Raw genomic sequence first — 16687 nt, 5'->3', positions numbered from 1 at the left:
GTAGGACGGGCCCGCCCCGCACGCTTGTCCACAGAAGGAATCCGGCCAACCACGCAGAGCCACCCCCACACGCCCTGGGCCCGCGCGATCCTTACAGGGACATGACGGCGACAGGAAACTGTTTGCCGAACATGCGTAGGGTGCAGAGAACTCATCAGAAGGAGTGCGCCCGGAACCGGGCCCACGGGCAGCGGCCCCACGAGCAGCGGACCGACGAGCGAAGGAGGGAGCCGGAGCGATGGGCGACAACAAAGAGCGGCCCCTTCGAGTGGGCGCGGCCGTCCGGCGGCGCCGCCGCGCGCTGGGGCTCACCCTCGCCGTGGTGGCCGACCGCAGCGGCCTGTCGGTCCCCTTCCTGAGCCAGATCGAGAACGACCGGGCCCGGCCCAGCCAGACCTCCCTGGAGAAGGTCGCCGACGCCCTGCGCACCACCGCCGTGGAACTGCTGGCGGCGGCCGACCCGGCGTGCAGCGTCGACGTCGTGCGCGCCGAGGTCACCGAGCTGGAACCCGAACCCCGGGTGCGCTCCCTGGTGCGCGGCCACCACCAGCTGCACGCCTCGGAGTTCACCGGGGACCACGACGCCGGCCGTGAATTCCAGCACCGCAACGACGAGTTGATGTACGTCGCCGACGGAGCGGTGGAGATCGAGGCGGAGGGCCGTGCCTACCGGCTGGTGCGCGGCGACACGATGTACCTCACCGGCGGGGTCCGCCACCGCTGGCGGGCGACCGTGGCCGACACCCGGGTCGTCGTGGTCGCGGTCGCCGAGCACATCGAGGCGGTACAGGACCGGTCGCGCTGATGCGGGTCGTCTCGCTGGTCCCCTCGCTCACCGAGGCGGTGGCCGTGTCCCTGCCCGGCGTGCTCGTCGGCGCCACCGACTGGTGCACTCATCCGGCCGGCCTCGACGTCACCCGGGTCGGCGGCACCAAGAACCCCAAGGTGGACCGGATCGCCGCCCTCGCCCCCGACCTGGTGATCGCCAACGAGGAGGAGAACCGGGCGCCGGACCTCGACGCCCTGCGTGCGGCGGGCCTGGAGGTCCTGGTGACCGGGATCAGGGACCTGCCGCAGGCCTTCCGCGAGCTGGCGCGGGTGCTGAGCGCGTGCGGCGGGACCGGCCGGCCCCGGTGGCTGGACGAGGCCGAGGCGGCCTGGTCGTCACCGCCCGTGCCCCCGGGCCGTACGACGGCCGTCGTACCGATCTGGCGGCGGCCCTGGATGGTGCTGGGCCGGGACACCTTCGCGGGTGACGTCCTGGCCCGTCTGGGCGTCGACCACCTCTACACCCGGCACACCGAGCGCTATCCGCGCGTCCCGCTGGAGGAACTGCGGGCCGCGGCGCCGGACGTCGTCGTACTGCCGGACGAGCCGTACCGCTTCACCGCCGACGACGGTCCCGAGGCCTTCCCCGGACTGCCCTGCGCGCTGGTCAGCGGGCGGCACCTGACGTGGTACGGGCCGTCACTGGCGCGGGCTCCGCGGGTGCTGGGCGAGGCGCTGCGAGCAGCGCGCCGCTGATCAGCCCGCGGGCGGTGTGCACGCCCGCGGCGGCCCAGGCGGTCACGAGGACGGCGTACAGACCGACCGCGAGGGCGCTGCAGGCGGCGAGGTGGGTGTGCCGGGCGAGGGCCGCGGCACCGGTGACGCAGGTGCCCACCGGGAACGTGAACGACCACCAGGTCATGGCGAAGCCCATGCCCTGGCGGGCGGCGCGCAGCACCTGGGCGGCGGCGAAGGCGAACCACATCAGCGCGAAGCCCATGACCGGGACGCCGTACAGCACGGCGAGCACGGCGAAACCGCCGGCGTACGGGGCCGGTACGACACCGGGTGCCGTGTCCGCGAAGGCGCCGACGGCGGTGGTGGACTGCCCGAGCGGGCCGAGGACCAGGAACAGCGTCGGGGTCAGCGCGAGCGGCAGCGGGCCCGCCGTGAGCAGCCGGCCGAAGATCACCGGCAGTACGACCAGGGTCGCGAGCAGGCTGAGCCCGAACATCGCCACACACGCGAGGAGCAGGGTCGACCGGGCCTGTCCGGCCGGCAGGTGCGCCACGAGGGCGGGTCCCAGGGCGGCGGACACCATGGGCGCGACCAGCGGCAGCAGCCACACGGGCGTGGCCTGGTGCGGCTCGATCCGGTGGTGCACGACCATCAGGTACGGCACGGCCACGGCGGCCGTGAGCCCGACGGCCGTACCGGCGGTGTACAGCACGGCGTCCAGGGCGACCGCGGCCGGGGTGCCGATCCAGTCCCGCCCGACGGACAGGGCGCCGCCGCCGACTGCCAGCAGGGCCATGGACAGACAGCCGTAGAAGGGCGCAGCCGTCGCGTCCAGGAGGTGTGCGCGGGCCTGGTCGCGGTGGTGGGTCCAGTGCAGGGTGCGGGCGGTGAGCAGTGCCACGAGCACGACGAGGGAGAGCGCCCACACGGCGGTGCACACGGTGCGCAGTCCTGGGATGTGCGGCGGCAGCGCGGCGCCCGCGGTGCCGACGGCGGCGGTGCCCATGACGGAGGCGTACCAGTTGGGGCCCAGATGGCGGACGGCGGGGACGCGGGGCCGGGGTGCGGCCTGCCGGGGCAGGGTGTGGGCTGCGATGACCATGACTCCAGCTTTTCCCGGTCCATACGTTCCCACCAGGGGGTTTGTGTCTATCACGACATAAGCTGGCCTTATGAGGAGTACCGAGAGGACTGAGGTGAACGGAGGAGACGGCGCGGGACGGCGGCCGAGGACCTCGCTGGGGCACCGGGTGCCCGACCTGGGCGCGCTGGAGCTGTTGCTGGCGGTGGCGCGGCTGGGGAGCCTGGGCGGGGCCGCGCGGGAGCTGGGCATCACCCAGCCGGCGGCGAGCAGCCGGATCCGTTCCATGGAGCGGCAGCTGGGTGTGGCGCTGGTGGACCGCTCGCCGCGCGGATCGCGGCTGACGGACGCCGGTGCGCTGGTCACCGACTGGGCGCGGCGGGTCGTCGAGGCGGCGGAGGCCTTCGACGCGGGCGCGCAGGCGCTGCGGGACCGGCGGGACTCGCGGCTGCGGGTGGCGGCCAGCATGACGATCGCGGAGTACCTGCTGCCGGGATGGCTGATCGCGCTGCGTACCCGGCGGCCGGACACGGCGGTGTCCCTGCTCGCCGGGAACTCGGCGGTGGTCGCGGAGCGGCTGCTCGCGGACGAGGCGGACCTGGGGTTCGTGGAGGGGGTGTCGGTGCCGTCCGGTCTCGACTCCGTCGTGATCGGCCACGACCGCCTGCTCGTGGTGACCGCGCCGGCCCACCCGTGGGCCCGCCGCCGGCGGCCGTTGTCCGCGGAGGAACTGGCCACCACGCCGCTGATCCTGCGGGAGAAGGGCTCCGGCACCCGGCAGGTGCTGGACGCGGCGCTCGGCGGCCTGGCGCGCCCGCTGATCGAGCTGTCCTCCACGACGGCGGTGAAGGCCTCCGCGGTGAGCGGAGCAGGACCGGCGGTGCTCAGCGAACTCGCGGTGGGCGAGGAGCTGTCCCTGCGCCGGCTCGTTCCCGTGCCCGTGGACGGCGTCACCCTCGAACGCGACCTGCGCGCCGTCTGGCCCACCGGTCACCGCCCGGTGGGCCCGGCCCGCGAACTGCTGTCCCTGACACGATCGGAACCCGGAACCGGACAACGCACGCGGCCGGGGGTCGGCTGAGACGGGGGTCACGGACCGGGTTCGGGAAGCGCGCCGTGCCGGGCGGGGACGGTCGTCGCGGACCGGGTTCGGGAAGCGCGCCGTGCGGGGCTGGGGCGGGGGTCGCGGTCCGGGTTCGGGAGGCCGAGCTGCCGCCGGTGCGGCGGCTGAGCCGCCTGCTGCGCCGCCTCGGCGGCGAGGACTTCGTCGACCTCGGCCGGCTCTGGCTCAACGCCCGCCACCTCTCCCGCTACCGCCCGAACCTCCTGCGCGTCGTCGCCGAGCAGGAGGCGATCATGCGGGACGCCCTGACCGCCGTGATCGAGGACGGTGTGCGCGCGGGAGACTTCACCACCGACGACGCCCTCGGGGCGTGCGCGGTCATCCTCGTGGCGATCGACGGACTCGGCTCCTACGCCAACGACGACACGCGCTTCACCCACCCAGCGCTCGACACCCTGCTGTTCACCACGGCCGAGCGTGAACTCGGGCTGGAACCGGGCCGGTTGCGTGACGGCGGCTGACGTGTGCGCGATCGCGGCGGATTCGGCGGATTCAGCGGATTCGGCGGACCGCGCACACGAGCACGGCCTCCCGGACCGCCGTCCGCGGGGCCGGCGGCCGATGAATCCGATGGACCGGGTGCATAGAGTGCCGGGGTGAGCATGACGCCCCCGCCCGGCTGGTACCGCGACCCCAACGCCCCCCACCTGGAACGCTGGTGGGATGGCACGGCCTGGACCGAGCACCTGCGCGCCCCCGGGCCGCCCGGGCAGCCGCCCGCGTCACCGCCCAGCGGCGCGGGGCCGTCCCGGGTCAAGGCCGTCGCCCTCGTCACCGCGGGTGCCGTCCTGGTCGCCGCGGTCGTCACGGGCGCGGTCCTGCTGGGCCGCGACGACAGGGGTGGCGGCACGGCGGACCCCGCCACCGGCACACGGTCCGCCACGCCCACGAGCGCCCCCACCGCCACCTCGTCGCCGTCCCCGGCAGCCTCCGCCGCCGACGATCCCTCCGTCGCCGTCGACCAGCTCAACGGCATCACCCTGCCGCTGCCGGAGGGCTGGGAGAAACCGGAGAACATCGCCCAGCACGACGTCGTCATGACCACCCACGGTGTCTACGACTGCCCCGCCGGGGTGGGGCTGTGCCGGCACGGCCTGGTCATCACCCGCACGGCGACCGCGGCCGAGGGCACCACCCCCGAGACCCTGGCCAGGCGGGACATCCAGGACGCGGCCGAGGAGGCGTACGAGCGGAACGCGATCGGCCAGCGCCTCTACGGCGGGATCACCTCCCAGCGGACCGTCGCGTCCGGGCAGGTCGCGGTCGCGGGCCGGGCCGGCTACTTCGTGCGCCGGCTGGTCGCAACCGCCGAGGGGCCGGGCGGTTACGTCGAGTCGCTCGTCTTCCCGTCCAGCACCGGCACCCAGGCGCCGGTCCTCGTCCGCTTCGTCTTCGACGCCGGTCCGGACGGCCCGCCGCCGGCCGACATGGACAGGATCACCAAGGGCATCCGGCCCATCGGCGACGCCACGACCGGCGGCGGCGTGGGCAGCAGCATCGGCCCGTCGAGCTGAGCCGGAATCGGCGGATGCCGGGGGTACGGGCTCCCGGGGCCCGGGCTACGGGATGGAGCCCGTCGCTACAGGAAGGAGCCCGTGGCTACAGGAAAGTGTGCCCCTCGCCCCGGTACGTCGGTACCGCCGCCGTCACACGATCGCCCTCGACGAGGTGCAGCGTGTCGAATCGTTCGCACAACTCGCCCGCCTTGGCGTGCCGGAACCACACCTTGTCGCCGATCAGCAGGTCGTCGGCGGGGGAGCCGAGCAGCGGGGTCTGCACCTCGCCCGCACCCTCCTGGGGGTCGTAGCGCAGTCCCTCGGGCAGGTACGGCACCGGGAGCCGGTCCGCGCCGGCCGCGCCGGAGGCCGGGTAGCCGCCGCCCAGGACCGTGACGACCCCCACCCCCGGGCGCCGTACGACGGGCTGGGCGAACAGCGCCGCCGGACGGCCCCGGAACGACGTGTAGTTGTCGAAGAGCCGCGGGACGTACAGCCCGGAGCCCGCGGCGACCTCGGTGACCGCGTCCTCCGCCGCCGTGTGCTGCACACTGCCGGTGCCGCCGCCGTTGACGAACTCCAGGTCCGGCGCCACGGCCCGGACCGCCCGCACCACGGCGGCGCGCCGCTCGGCGAGTTCCCTGCGCGCCGCCGCCTGCATCAGCCGGATCGCGCGCGAACGCAGCGGCCGCCCCGCGACCGCGTCGCCCACACCCGCCACATGGCCCTCGTACGCCATGATCCCCACGAGCGCGAACCCCGGCCGCCGGGCCACCGTACGGGCCATGTCGGCGATCTGGGTGGGGGAGTGCAGCGGGGAGCGGCGCGCGCCGACCCGCACGCGCCCGCCGAGCAGCCTCAGCGAGGTGTCCAACTCCAGGCAGACCCGGACGACTTCACGTCCGCCCTCGCGTGCGGCGTCGATCAGGTCCAGTTGCGCCGGGTCGTCGGCCATCACCGTGACGGCACGGGCGAGTTTGGGGTCGGCGGCGAGTTCGGCGTAGGCGGCGCGGTCGGCGGAGGGGTAGGCGAGCAGCACGTCGTCGAAGCCCGAGCGGGCCAGCCACAGGGACTCGGCGAGGGTGAACGACATGACGCCCGCGAAGCCGTCCTTCGCCAGGGTGCGTTCGAGCAGGGCCCGGCAGCGTACGGACTTGCTGGCGACCCGGATCGGCTTGCCGCCGGCCCGGCGGACGAGGTCGTCCGCGTTGGCGTCGAAGGCGTCCAGGTCCACGATGGCCACAGGGGCGTCGAGTTGGGCGGTGGCCCGGTCGTAACGGGCCCGGTCGGCGGCGCGCGCAGTCATGGGCGCAGCCTGCCAGACCTGATTACCGCAGGGTAGGGGGATGTTCCGGGCAGATCCCCCTGGGCTCCTGGACTGGTTCCCGCCGGGACCGGGGCAGCCCGTAGAGTGACGCGCACGATCGGCGGAACCGCGAGGTGATTCCGGCCGCGGCGTTGAGCCGGGATGGCGGATCGCTCGTACGGGTATGCGTGTCCGGTGACGACGAGTCCGCGCCGGGCGGGGCGACGAGGACGGCCGTGCCCGGTGAAACGGCACGGGCACGAGGAAACGGGGGGTGCATGAGCACGGAAGCGCGCCACGCCCCCGTCCCCCCGCGGCCCGTCGGGCCCTCGGGCGGCGACGGCGACTCGGACACGACGGCACGCCCCACCGACGACCGGCCCACCCAGGCCGCGCCCGGCACGGGCGAGGGCCTGGCAGGGGCGGTGCCCGGCGGCGGTACGACGACGGAATCGCGCGGTACTTCGGCGGGTTCGGTCGCTCCGGGCCGGGGTGGCTCCCCGCGCGGCGCTGCGGAGGGTTCCGCCGCTCCCGTTGGGGGTGGTTCCCCGCGTGGTGGTTCGGCGGGTTCGGCCGCTCCTGCTGGGAGTGTCTCCGCGCGCGGCACTGCGGCGGGTTCGGCCGTTCCGGGCCGGGGTGGCTCCCCGCGCGGCACCTCGGCGGGTTCCGCCGTTCCGGTTCCGGACGGCTCCCCGGGTGCCGTGACAGGTGGAGGACCGAGGGGGTCGGACACGGACATCCGCGCGGGCCACGGCACCGGCTTCCCACCGCCTCGCACCGGCTCCGCCACCGACGACGCCCGGACCACCACCGCTTCCCGCCCCCGATTCCCGGACTTCCGACCCCCTTCCCAGCGCACCACGCCCCTCACGACGCCGCCCCCGCCCCCGGCAACGGCCCGTTTCCCGGACGCACCCCCGACGGCCGGCCGCGAGGCACCTGCCCGGCCGGGTCCCGGTCGGGCAGGGGACCTTCCACTCGGCACGCCATCGGCCGAGAGACGCGCGACGTCCGGAACCCCTGCCGGGCCTGGGGCGTCCGCAGACACCCACGCCGGGACTGCGGGCCGTTCAGCGGGCGCGTCGCAGGCGCCCGGGCGCGGGGCTGCGCGTGGTTACGGCTCCGCTGGCGCCCCGTCAGGACGTGCGGCCTCCGGAGACGGGAGGGCCGCCGACCGCTTCCCCGGTGACCCGGCGCAGCCCGGCCGGCGCGAGCGCGGGAACATACCCCCGCCACCGGGGCATTCGCCCTCAACGGTGGCACGCGGTGGCGGCGCGCCCGCCGAAACCCCGTCGGAGACGACCGCGCGCCTGCGCCCCCTCTCCGTCCACAACCCCCCGGTGTCGAGCGCACCGCACCACCCGACGGCCCCGTCCTCCGCACGCGACCCCCGGTCGGACACCGCGAGGGGCCCCGCCACCGCCCTGGAGTCCCAGGCCGGGCCCGTCGTCGGCGCCGACGCCGCGACCGGCCCCCTCGGCACGGCACGCCACCCGGGCGCGCCCGGCCGGACCGCGGGACCCGGCAGCCTCGTCGGCCCGGGCGACGCCGGCAACCGTCCCCGCCCCACCGGCACGCCCCAGCGGCCGACCGGGTCGGAGTGGACTCCGGTTCCGCCGCATCCGCCCTTCGACGCCTCCCCGGGTGCTCCCGCGGCCCCCGCCGGTGCACCGCCGCGAGCCACGGGTGCCGCCACGGCGCCTGATCCGGCGCTGTCCTGGAGCGCGGCCATGGCGCCGGGGACGGGGCTCGGCATGGGCTTCGGGGAGCCCGAGGGCTACGACCGGCGGGCACGGCCGACCGGTGCGCTGGTACGGCCGCGGGTCGCCGTGGCGGCCGCCTGCGTGGTGCTCGGGATCGGGCTCATAGGCGGCGCCGTGACCGGCAGCTGGCTCACCGGGGAGCCGGGGAAGCCCGGCGCGGAGGGCGGCTTCGCCACGGCCGGCGCCATGTGGCACAGCGTCCCCGTCGACCAGCTCTTCCCGCCCACCGTGGACGGCCGCGGCGCCGGACCGGGCGGAGCCGACCGCACCTGGACCCGGGTCGCCGTCGCGCCGGACAGCGGCTGCGAGGGCGCCTTCGACCCGTTGCTGCGCAAGGCCCTGACCCCCGTCGGCTGCGCCCGTCTGCTGCGCGCCACCTACACGGACGCCACCCAGAGCTACGTCACCACCGTCGGTCTGCTCTTCACCAAGGCCGACGCCCCCACCATGACGTCCCTCGCCGCCCGCTTCGAGAACGAGGGGCTCGCCCGGCGCACCGACCTCGTGCCGCGCCCGTACGCCGCCAAGGGCACCGTCGCCGCGGCCTTCGGCGACGAGCAGCGCGCGTCGTGGACCGTCTCCGTGCTGACCGAGGCCCCGGTGGTCGTGTACGCCGTGTCCGGCTGGGCCGACGGCCGCGCCGCCGGCCCCCCGCAGGCCGCCGCCGACGCGACGAAGTCGGGAGCCACCACCCCCGCAGCCCAGGCAGGCCTCGGAAACGAGGCCCAGGGCCTCGCCGACCGCATCGAGCGGGGCCTGCGCCAGACCGTCAAGTCAGCCACGGAGGAGCCGTCGTGACAGCCGCCGTGACACCCGGGAACCGTAAGCCGCGCAGGGCTCTCGCGGTCGGCGTCCCGAGCCTGTTCCTCGCCGCCTGCCTCGCCCTCGTGCCGTCGGCCCCCGCGCACGCCGACGGCATCCGCGCCCAGCAGTGGGGCCTCGACGCCATGCACACCCAGGAGGCCTGGCACACCACCCGGGGCAAGGGCATCACCGTCGCCGTCCTGGACACCGGCGTCGACGACGACCACCCCGATCTGCGCGGCAACGTCCTGACCGGCAGGGACATGATCGGCTTCGGCGCGCGGCGCGGGGACCGCCCCTGGGCCCGGCACGGCACCGCCATGGCCGGCATCATCGCCGGTCACGGGCACGGCCCCGGCAACACGGACGGAGTCATGGGCATCGCGCCCGAGGCCCGGATCCTGCCCGTGCGGGTGATCCTGGAGGAGGACGACTCCGCCCGGAGCAAGGCCCGCAGCACCCGCGGCAACGCCCTCGCCGACGGCATCCGCTGGGCCGCCGACCAGGGCGCCGACGTCATCAACCTCTCCCTCGGCGACGACTCGGACTCCGCGCACCCCGAGCCCGCCGAGGACGAGGCCGTCCAGTACGCGCTGAGCAAGGGCGCCGTCGTCGTCGCCTCGGCCGGCAACGGCGGCGAGAAGGGCGACCACATCTCCTACCCGGCGGCCTACCCGGGCGTGATCGCCGCGACCGCCGTGGACCGCTACGGCACCCGCGCCTCCTTCTCCACCCGCCGCTGGTACGCGACGGTCAGCGCGCCCGGTGTCGACGTCGTCATCGCCGACCCCGACCAGCGGTACTACGAGGGCTGGGGCACGAGCGCGGCGTCGGCCTTCGTCTCCGGCGCGGTCGCCCTCGTCAAGGCCGCCCACCCGGGTCTGACCCCCGCCCAGATCAAGAAGCTCCTGGAGGACACGGCCCGCAACGCCCCCGTCGGCGGCCGCGACGACTCCCGCGGCTTCGGCCTGGTCGATCCCGCCGCCGCCATCAAGGCCGCGGACCGCCTCCGGCCCGAGGGCCTGACCGCGGCGTCCTACGGCGAGCGGTACTTCGGCCCCGGCCCCGACTCCGCCGAGGCGGCCGACAGCGCCTCCGGCTGGGCGGGACCCCTCGCGGGCAGTGCCGGGGCAGTGATGCTGGTCGTGGCGGTCGTCCTGTGGCGCGGCCGCCGCGAGGGCGGGGCCGACTTCCGGCTGTAGACCGGGGTCTTCCGGTCGTGGCTCCGCTCTTCCGCCGCAGCCCCGGACCGTCCGGCCGAGGAGGCCCGGATCACGCCCTCCGGCCGCACGCCGACACCGCCGCCCGGGCGGCCGCCTCCACCAGCGCGATGCCCTGTTCCTTCGTCCGGTTGCCGCTGGACAGGGCGGCCACCAGGTAGTCGTCGCCGCCGGCCGTCACCCGCCCGATGCTGTTGACGACCCACAGACCGGTCGTACCGCGCGGCAGCCAGCCGTTCTTCAGGGCCCACCCGGAGCCGTCGGCGGCGGCCGACACCCCCCAGTCCTGGCCCGGGGCGATCCGTCCCATCAGCCCCTGAAGATACGTCCGCGAGGCCTCGCCCAGCTCCGAGCGTTCCGCGCCGGCGCCGCCGAACACCTGCCGGAGCAGGACGAGTTGATCGGCGGCCGTGGTCCGGGTCAGACCCCACAGCGGACCGTCGCCGCCGGTGGTCCCCGTGAGTCCGAAGCGCTCGTTCGCCGCGTCCAGGCCGTCCGCTCCGCCGATGACCCGCCACAGTGCCGACGCCGCGTCGTTGTCGCTGTGCTCGATCATCGCGGCGGCGTACGTCCTCTCCCGCCCGGTCAGCCGCCGCCCCGCGTCCTGCGCCCGCAGCAGCAGGGCCGCCAGGATGCCGACCTTGACGATGCTCGCCGTGTCGAACACGGCGTCGCCGTATCCGGCGCTCGCCCCGGAACCGAGACGGCGGGCCGCCACCGCCACGGTCGCGCCCCCGGTCACCGCCACCGGCACGGGCACCGGTCCATCGCTCGCCGTCCCCACCGCCACCTCCCCACTCGCGGCCCCCGTCCTTTGCCGCCGTCCCCGCGCGCGTCCCCGTCCTCCCCCACCGCTTCCCCGCGCGCGGCCCGTCCGCCGCCGACGATACGGGGCCCGAACGTCCCGCGGGAGCCGCGGCGGACGTGGGCCAGGGGACCCTGAGGGAGCGGGCACGGCCCCGGATAGGGTCGGCACCGTGGCGAAGAAGAACATTCCCGACTCCGGCTTCTCCGACGACGACGGCTCCGTCGACCCCGGGCTGAGCGCGGCGCTCGCCGCCTGGGCCGAGGACCGCACCGCCGTGGGACCCGTCCTGGAGGCGCTCAGGAGCGCACGGCTGCTCGTGCCCGTGGTGGCCGTCCTCGGCGAGGTCGAGGAGGACGAGAACGGGCTGCGCCGGGAGAAGACCAGCGAGATGGCCGTACCCACCCTGAAGGCCGGTCACCGCACCGCGCTGCCCGCCTTCACCTCCACCGACTCCCTGGCCAGCTGGGACCCGGACGCCCGGCCCGTGGCCGTGCGGCTGCACCAGGTCCTGGAGGCCACCGCGCACGAGAAGGCGGACACGGTGGTGCTGGACATGGCCGGACCGGTGCCGTTCGAGCTGACCGGCCCCGTCCTGCTCGCCCTCGCCGAGGGCCGTACGACGACCGACCCGCTGGCCGACCCGGCCGTCGTCACCGCCGTGCGGGAGGCCGTCGCCGCGGAGCCCGCCGTGCTGCGCGCCCACCTCGGGCGGGGGCAGGCCGACGGGACCCTGGCACTGGTGCTCGACCCGTCCGTCCCCACCGCCCCGGCCGAGACCGCCCGCGCCGTGGCCGCGCGGCTCGCCGCCAGCGAGACACTGAGGGCCCGCCTGGTGCGCGGCCTCGACCTGGCACTGCTGCCGGCCGGGGCGACGCCGCCTGGCGAGCCCTTGTACGTGAAGGAGCGGGGTTCGGCTGCGTGACGCAGCGGTGATCGGCCGGGTCGGGAACGGGGATCCGCTGGAGCGGCTCAGCCGTAGATCGGCCCGGTGTACTTCTCGCCCGGGCCCTGGCCCGGCTCGTCCGGGACGAGCGAGGCCTCGCGGAAGGCCAGCTGCAGCGACTTCAGGCCGTCGCGCAGCGGCGCCGCGTGGAAGGAGCTGATCTCGGTGGCGCTCGCGTCCAGCAGTCCGGCGAGCGCCGACACCAGCTTGCGGGCCTCGTCCAGGTCCTTGTGCTCGTCGCCCTCCTCGGTCAGACCGAGCTTCACGGCGGCGGCGCTCATCAGGTTGACGGCGACCGTCACGATCACTTCGACCGCCGGGACCTCCGCGATGTCGCGGGTCATGGCGTCGAAGTCGGGCTGCTCGGCGGGGCCGGAGGGGGAGGTCTCACTCATGCCCCACACGATAGGTGCAGGACGAGGGGGCCCCCGCAGGGAGCCCTGGACATCCTGAATTAGCCCTTCCCCATGGATCCTGCTAACCTTGTGTGACGACCGGCTGGACGTGTATGCCCAGGCATACGGGCCCGGCCCACAAGTGGAGGCTTCGAACTCCCACCTGACCGCCCTCCGGGGCGGCGGGTCACCGGTCAGACGGGTCCGCCCCAGCGGTGGCGATCCGTCCGAAAGTGCGCCCCGCGTCCATCGCGGCGGTTGCTCCGGTAGTTCGAGGAGCCCCGCCTGTGATCGTCCGGGGCATTTTTCGTGCTTCGGCGCGGTTAGGTCTGTCGAACACAGAGTACGCGGCTGTCCGCCAGACCGTCGCGTGGTGCTAACCGAGGAGGATCCATCAGCGCCGAGCCCCGCATCAACGACCGGATTCGCGTTCCCGAGGTGCGACTTGTCGGTCCCAGTGGCGAGCAGGTCGGCATCGTGCCGCTTGCGAAGGCACTGGAGCTTGCGCAGGAGTACGACCTGGACCTGGTCGAGGTCGCGGCGAACGCCCGTCCGCCCGTGTGCAAGCTCATGGACTACGGGAAGTTCAAGTACGAGTCGGCCATGAAGGCCCGTGAGGCGCGCAAGAACCAGGCGCACACGGTCATCAAGGAGATGAAGCTCCGGCCGAAGATCGACCCGCACGACTACGACACCAAGAAGGGTCACGTCGTCCGGTTCCTCAAGCAGGGCGACAAGGTCAAGATCACGATCATGTTCCGTGGTCGCGAGCAGTCCCGGCCCGAGCTGGGCTACCGGCTGCTGCAGCGGCTCGCGGAGGACGTCCAGGACCTCGGCTTCGTGGAGTCGAACCCGAAGCAGGACGGTCGCAACATGATCATGGTTCTCGGTCCGCACAAGAAGAAGACCGAGGCGATGGCCGAGGCCCGCCAGGCGCAGGAGGCCCGCAAGGCCGAAGCGAAGGCCAACCCGGGCCGCTCGCAGAACGCCGCGGACGCCGAGGCGCCGGCCGAGGCGCCGGCCGAGGAGTCGGCCGAGGAGCACGTCGAAGCGTGACCCCCGGGACCCCACGTCCCAGGATGTAACCGATACAAGAGCGACGCTCCTACCGTGCCCGGTTCTCGCGACCGGGCACCGGAGCGCCACCTACGAGGAGAGAACGGCGCTATGCCGAAGAACAAGTCGCACAGCGGTGCCAGCAAGCGCTTCAAGGTCACCGGCTCCGGCAAGGTGCTCCGTGAGCGCGCCGGCAAGCGTCACCTGCTCGAGCACAAGTCGTCCCGTGTGACGCGTCGCCTCACCGGCAACGCCGAGATGGCCCCGGGCGACGCCAAGAAGATCAAGAAGCTTCTCGGCAAGTGACGCGGCGGCGCGTGATCGTCCGATCTCCGCGCGCCGTACGTCAGGACCGGGACCCAATCGTTTCCGGGCCGTGTGAGGACAACCACGGCCCCGCTACAAGGAGTTAATCAAGTGGCACGCGTCAAGCGGGCAGTCAACGCCCACAAGAAGCGCCGGGCGATCCTCGAGCAGGCCTCCGGCTACCGCGGTCAGCGCTCGCGCCTGTACCGCAAGGCCAAGGAGCAGGTCACCCACTCGCTGGTCTACAACTACAACGACCGCAAGAAGCGCAAGGGTGACTTCCGCCAGCTGTGGATCCAGCGCATCAACGCCGCTGCCCGCGCCAACGGCATCACGTACAACCGCTTCATCCAGGGGCTGAAGGCCGCGAACGTCGAGGTCGACCGCAAGATCCTGGCCGAGCTGGCCGTCAACGACGCCAGCGCGTTCGCCGCGCTCGTCGAGGTCGCGCAGAAGGCCCTGCCGAGCGACGTCAACGCGCCCAAGGCTGCGTGACGCAGCGCCGGCCCGGTCGGCGCGATCCTACGGACCCGTGGGCTCTGCCTGCGGGTCCGTCGTATGTGCGCCGTGCGGTGCCCGAGGCACGTCCGGCGCCGCCCGGGGCCGCCAGCTGACCGCCGTCGCGGCGGAACGTTCCTACCGAAGGTGAAGCTCTCCATGGCCCCCGCCACCCCTGACCTGATCTCTCCCCGCTCGCCCCGCGTCTCGGCAGCGCGGCGGCTGGCCAAGCGGAACTTCCGGGGCAAGGAGCGGCTGTTCCTCGCGGAGGGGCCGCAGGCCGTGCGGGAGGCGGCGGCGCACCGGGCCGGCGACACGCCCACCCTCGTCGAACTGTTCGCCACGGTCGAGGCCGCCGAGCGGTACGCCGACATCGTGGGGGAGGCCCGCGCCGCGGGAGCCCGGATCCACCTCGCCGCCGACGACGTCATCGCCGACATCTCCACCACCGTCACCCCGCAGGGGCTCGTCGGCGTGTGCCGGTTCCTCGACACCCCCTTCGAGGACATCGTCGCGGCCCGCCCGAAGCTCGTCGCCGTCCTCGCCCATGTGCGCGACCCCGGCAACGCCGGCACCGTCCTGCGCTGCGCCGACGCCGCCGGAGCCGAAGCGGTCGTCCTCACGGACGCCTCCGTCGACCTCTACAACCCCAAGGCCGTCCGGGCCTCCGTCGGCTCCCTGTTCCACCTGCCCGTGGCCGTCGGCGTCCCCGTCGAGCGGGCGGTCGCCGCGCTCAGGGACGCCGGGGTGCGCATCCTCGCCGCCGACGGCGCGGGCGAGCACGATCTGGACGACGAGCTCGACCACGGCACCATGGGCGGCCCCACCGCGTGGGTGTTCGGCAACGAGGCCTGGGGCCTGCCGGAGGAGACCCGCACCCTCGCCGACGCCGTCGTACGCGTCCCCATCCACGGAAAGGCCGAGAGCCTGAACCTCGCGACCGCCGCCGCCGTATGTCTGTACGCGTCGGCCCGTGCGCAGCGCGGCTCCGGAGGATGCCGCTCTGCCACCCGCAACCAGTAGGGTGACCAGCCCGGGGGCCTGCTGCACCGGCTGAGAGGTGGGGTGAGGGGATGAGTGTCGGCACCGGTCGCGCGCCCGGAGCGCGGGACGCGCGACGACCACCCGCGCCCCGGCAGGACGATCCCGCCGGCCTCGGCATCGACCCCGACGACCTGCCCGACGGCCTGGTGATCGCCGACGAGCACGGGCGGATCATCTGCTTCAACGCCGCCGCCGCCCGGATCAGCGCCGTACCCGCCGACCAGGCCCTGGGACAGCCCCTGGAGAAGGCCCTGCCGCTGGAGGACCTGGAGGGGCGCCGCTGGTGGCAGCTGACCGACCCCTACGGCGGCCTGGCCATCCGGGTGGGCCAGCCCGAACGCAACCTCCTGCTGCACGGTGGCCGGGAGGTCCTCGTCTCCGCGAAGTACGTCCGCACCCACCCCACCGGCCCGGTCCGCCGTGTCGTCGTCTCCCTCCGCGACACCGAGGCCCGCCGCCGCACCGAGCGCAGCCACGCCGAGCTGATCGCCACCGTCGCCCACGAGCTGCGCTCGCCGCTGACCTCCGTCAAGGGCTTCACGGCGACCCTGCTCGCCAAGTGGGAGAGGTTCACCGACGACCAGAAACGGCTGATGCTGGAGACCGTCGACGCCGACGCCGACCGCGTCACCCGGCTCATCGCCGAACTGCTCGACATATCCCGCATCGACTCCGGCCGCCTGGAGGTGCGCCGCCAGCCCGTCGACATGGGCGCCGCGGTCGGGCGGCACGTCCAGGCGTACGTCGCCGCCGGCCAGCCCGCCGACCGGTTCCTGGTGCGCGTCGAGAAACCGCTGCCCGAGCTGTGGGCCGACCCCGACAAGATCGACCAGGTGCTGAGCAACCTCGTGGAAAATGCCGTGCGGCACGGCGAGGGATCCGTCACCATCGATGTCACGCCGGCGCCGTCCCCACGGGAAGGGGACGACGCGGGGAACACCGCCACGTCGGTCACGGTGAGCGACGAGGGACCCGGCATTCCGGAGGAGTCCATGAACCGTGTCTTCACCCGCTTCTGGCGGGGCAGCAAGCGCGGCGGGACCGGACTCGGGCTCTACATCGTCAAGGGCATCGTCGAGGCCCACGGCGGCACCATCACGGTCGGCCGCGCCCGCGGCGGCGGCGCGGAGATCCGATTTACCCTGCCCGTGGGCACCCCGGCACACCTGCTCTGAGCACCCGCCGAGGACCCACGGGCGCATTCGCTTTCCCCGGCCCCGTTAGACTCGGCCTTTGGCACCTTTGTGTCCCGAAAACCGTGACGATCTGTCCGCGAGTCGGTGCGAGTCGGTGCGAGTCGGTGACGGGGACCTCCAGCCAGCCAATCGGAAGCACGGG

17 protein-coding genes are annotated in these 16687 nt (G+C 74.3%); 13 read left to right on the top strand and 4 right to left on the bottom strand.

The annotated features are described in order from the left end of the window. The first annotated feature begins 238 nt into the window (after positions 1 to 238). Complete coding sequence (locus tag ACIQMV_RS01070) at positions 239 to 805, top strand: helix-turn-helix domain-containing protein (RefSeq protein ID WP_141362579.1); 567 nt, start codon at positions 239 to 241, stop codon at positions 803 to 805. After that, on the top strand, positions 805 to 1524 hold the full coding sequence (locus tag ACIQMV_RS01065; RefSeq protein ID WP_402590159.1) for a helical backbone metal receptor: 720 nt from the start codon (positions 805 to 807) through the stop codon (positions 1522 to 1524). Before ACIQMV_RS01070 ends, ACIQMV_RS01065 begins: the two co-directional genes overlap by 1 nt. Here the strand turns inward: ACIQMV_RS01065 and ACIQMV_RS01060 are convergent. After that, complete coding sequence (locus tag ACIQMV_RS01060; RefSeq protein WP_402590157.1) at positions 1436 to 2608, bottom strand: TDT family transporter; 1173 nt, start codon at positions 2606 to 2608, stop codon at positions 1436 to 1438. The two genes, ACIQMV_RS01065 and ACIQMV_RS01060, sit on opposite strands and share 89 nt — an antisense overlap. Positions 2609 to 2678: 70 nt before the next feature. On the opposite strand from ACIQMV_RS01060, the gene ACIQMV_RS01055 reads away from it, so the two are divergent. From ACIQMV_RS01055 to ACIQMV_RS01045, 3 genes are all read left to right on the top strand, one after another. After that, positions 2679 to 3668 carry a LysR family transcriptional regulator gene (locus ACIQMV_RS01055; RefSeq protein WP_402590155.1) on the top strand — a complete coding sequence of 330 codons (990 nt, stop codon included), beginning with the start codon at positions 2679 to 2681 and terminating at the stop codon, positions 3666 to 3668. A 137-nt stretch (positions 3669 to 3805) separates the two neighbouring features. Continuing rightward, positions 3806 to 4171, top strand: coding sequence for a TetR family transcriptional regulator C-terminal domain-containing protein (locus ACIQMV_RS01050; protein ID WP_402590153.1), 366 nt, complete (start codon positions 3806 to 3808; stop codon positions 4169 to 4171). A 141-nt stretch (positions 4172 to 4312) separates the two neighbouring features. Beyond that, positions 4313 to 5224 carry a DUF2510 domain-containing protein gene (locus ACIQMV_RS01045; RefSeq protein ID WP_402590961.1) on the top strand — a complete coding sequence of 304 codons (912 nt, stop codon included), beginning with the start codon at positions 4313 to 4315 and terminating at the stop codon, positions 5222 to 5224. Between the two features lie 85 nt (positions 5225 to 5309). Here the strand turns inward: ACIQMV_RS01045 and ACIQMV_RS01040 are convergent, their stop codons facing one another. Then, positions 5310 to 6512, bottom strand: a complete 1203-nt coding sequence (locus tag ACIQMV_RS01040; protein ID WP_402590151.1) for an amino acid deaminase/aldolase — start codon at positions 6510 to 6512, stop codon at positions 5310 to 5312. Positions 6513 to 7852: 1340 nt separating this feature from the next. Here ACIQMV_RS01040 and ACIQMV_RS01035 point away from each other — a divergent pair. Beyond that, a complete protein-coding gene (locus ACIQMV_RS01035) occupies positions 7853 to 9073 on the top strand; it encodes a hypothetical protein (protein ID WP_402590149.1) in 1221 nt (406 codons plus the stop codon). Beyond that, complete coding sequence (gene mycP, locus ACIQMV_RS01030) at positions 9070 to 10281, top strand: type VII secretion-associated serine protease mycosin (protein ID WP_402590147.1); 1212 nt, start codon at positions 9070 to 9072, stop codon at positions 10279 to 10281. Before ACIQMV_RS01035 ends, mycP begins: the two co-directional genes overlap by 4 nt. A 70-nt stretch (positions 10282 to 10351) precedes the next feature. On the opposite strand, the gene ACIQMV_RS01025 is transcribed toward mycP, so the two are convergent. Beyond that, positions 10352 to 11089 carry a serine hydrolase gene (locus tag ACIQMV_RS01025; protein ID WP_402590146.1) on the bottom strand — a complete coding sequence of 246 codons (738 nt, stop codon included), beginning with the start codon at positions 11087 to 11089 and terminating at the stop codon, positions 10352 to 10354. 187 nt (positions 11090 to 11276) lie between these two features. Between ACIQMV_RS01025 and ACIQMV_RS01020 the strand changes: the two genes are divergently transcribed. Beyond that, positions 11277 to 12029, top strand: a complete 753-nt coding sequence (locus ACIQMV_RS01020) for an SseB family protein (protein ID WP_402590144.1) — start codon at positions 11277 to 11279, stop codon at positions 12027 to 12029. Positions 12030 to 12076: 47 nt separating this feature from the next. On the opposite strand, the gene ACIQMV_RS01015 is transcribed toward ACIQMV_RS01020, so the two are convergent. Continuing rightward, entirely contained in the window at positions 12077 to 12445 is a 369-nt protein-coding gene (locus ACIQMV_RS01015; protein WP_141362596.1) for a DUF1844 domain-containing protein, read from the bottom strand. Between the two features lie 393 nt (positions 12446 to 12838). Between ACIQMV_RS01015 and infC the strand changes: the two genes are divergently transcribed. The 5 genes from infC (at position 12839) to ACIQMV_RS00990 (ending at position 16524) form a co-directional block, all read left to right on the top strand. After that, on the top strand, positions 12839 to 13501 hold the full coding sequence (infC, locus tag ACIQMV_RS01010) for a translation initiation factor IF-3 (protein WP_402590960.1): 663 nt from the start codon (positions 12839 to 12841) through the stop codon (positions 13499 to 13501). 111 nt (positions 13502 to 13612) lie between these two features. Next, complete coding sequence (rpmI, locus tag ACIQMV_RS01005) at positions 13613 to 13807, top strand: 50S ribosomal protein L35 (protein WP_015661694.1); 195 nt, start codon at positions 13613 to 13615, stop codon at positions 13805 to 13807. Positions 13808 to 13918: 111 nt separating this feature from the next. After that, complete coding sequence (gene rplT / locus ACIQMV_RS01000; protein WP_014671645.1) at positions 13919 to 14302, top strand: 50S ribosomal protein L20; 384 nt, start codon at positions 13919 to 13921, stop codon at positions 14300 to 14302. 162 nt (positions 14303 to 14464) lie between these two features. Next, positions 14465 to 15328 carry an RNA methyltransferase gene (locus tag ACIQMV_RS00995; RefSeq protein WP_225076166.1) on the top strand — a complete coding sequence of 288 codons (864 nt, stop codon included), beginning with the start codon at positions 14465 to 14467 and terminating at the stop codon, positions 15326 to 15328. A 50-nt stretch (positions 15329 to 15378) separates the two neighbouring features. Next, entirely contained in the window at positions 15379 to 16524 is a 1146-nt protein-coding gene (locus ACIQMV_RS00990; protein WP_402590141.1) for an ATP-binding protein, read from the top strand. Positions 16525 to 16687: the final 163 nt, after the last annotated feature.

It is taken from the genome of Streptomyces sp. NPDC091412 (genome assembly GCF_044756885.1).
Taxonomy (GTDB): domain Bacteria; phylum Actinomycetota; class Actinomycetes; order Streptomycetales; family Streptomycetaceae; genus Streptomyces.
The sequence above is the reverse complement of the archived record's forward strand: the minus strand, read 5'-3'. Positions and strand labels throughout refer to the sequence as shown.

What these genes read in the sequence shown, in the direction of transcription:
- ACIQMV_RS01055 (WP_402590155.1), top strand. Translation starts at nt 2,679, where the DNA reads ATGAGGAGTACCGAGAGGACTGAGGTGAACGGAGGAGACGGCGCGGGA.
- ACIQMV_RS00990 (WP_402590141.1), top strand. Translation starts at nt 15,379, where the DNA reads ATGAGTGTCGGCACCGGTCGCGCGCCCGGAGCGCGGGACGCGCGACGA.
- ACIQMV_RS01015 (WP_141362596.1), bottom strand. Translation starts at nt 12,445, where the DNA reads ATGAGTGAGACCTCCCCCTCCGGCCCCGCCGAGCAGCCCGACTTCGAC.
- ACIQMV_RS01060 (WP_402590157.1), bottom strand. Translation starts at nt 2,608, where the DNA reads ATGGTCATCGCAGCCCACACCCTGCCCCGGCAGGCCGCACCCCGGCCC.
- ACIQMV_RS00995 (WP_225076166.1), top strand. Translation starts at nt 14,465, where the DNA reads ATGGCCCCCGCCACCCCTGACCTGATCTCTCCCCGCTCGCCCCGCGTC.
- ACIQMV_RS01065 (WP_402590159.1), top strand. Translation starts at nt 805, where the DNA reads ATGCGGGTCGTCTCGCTGGTCCCCTCGCTCACCGAGGCGGTGGCCGTG.
- ACIQMV_RS01040 (WP_402590151.1), bottom strand. Translation starts at nt 6,512, where the DNA reads ATGACTGCGCGCGCCGCCGACCGGGCCCGTTACGACCGGGCCACCGCC.
- ACIQMV_RS01070 (WP_141362579.1), top strand. Translation starts at nt 239, where the DNA reads ATGGGCGACAACAAAGAGCGGCCCCTTCGAGTGGGCGCGGCCGTCCGG.
- ACIQMV_RS01045 (WP_402590961.1), top strand. Translation starts at nt 4,313, where the DNA reads ATGACGCCCCCGCCCGGCTGGTACCGCGACCCCAACGCCCCCCACCTG.
- rpmI (WP_015661694.1), top strand. Translation starts at nt 13,613, where the DNA reads ATGCCGAAGAACAAGTCGCACAGCGGTGCCAGCAAGCGCTTCAAGGTC.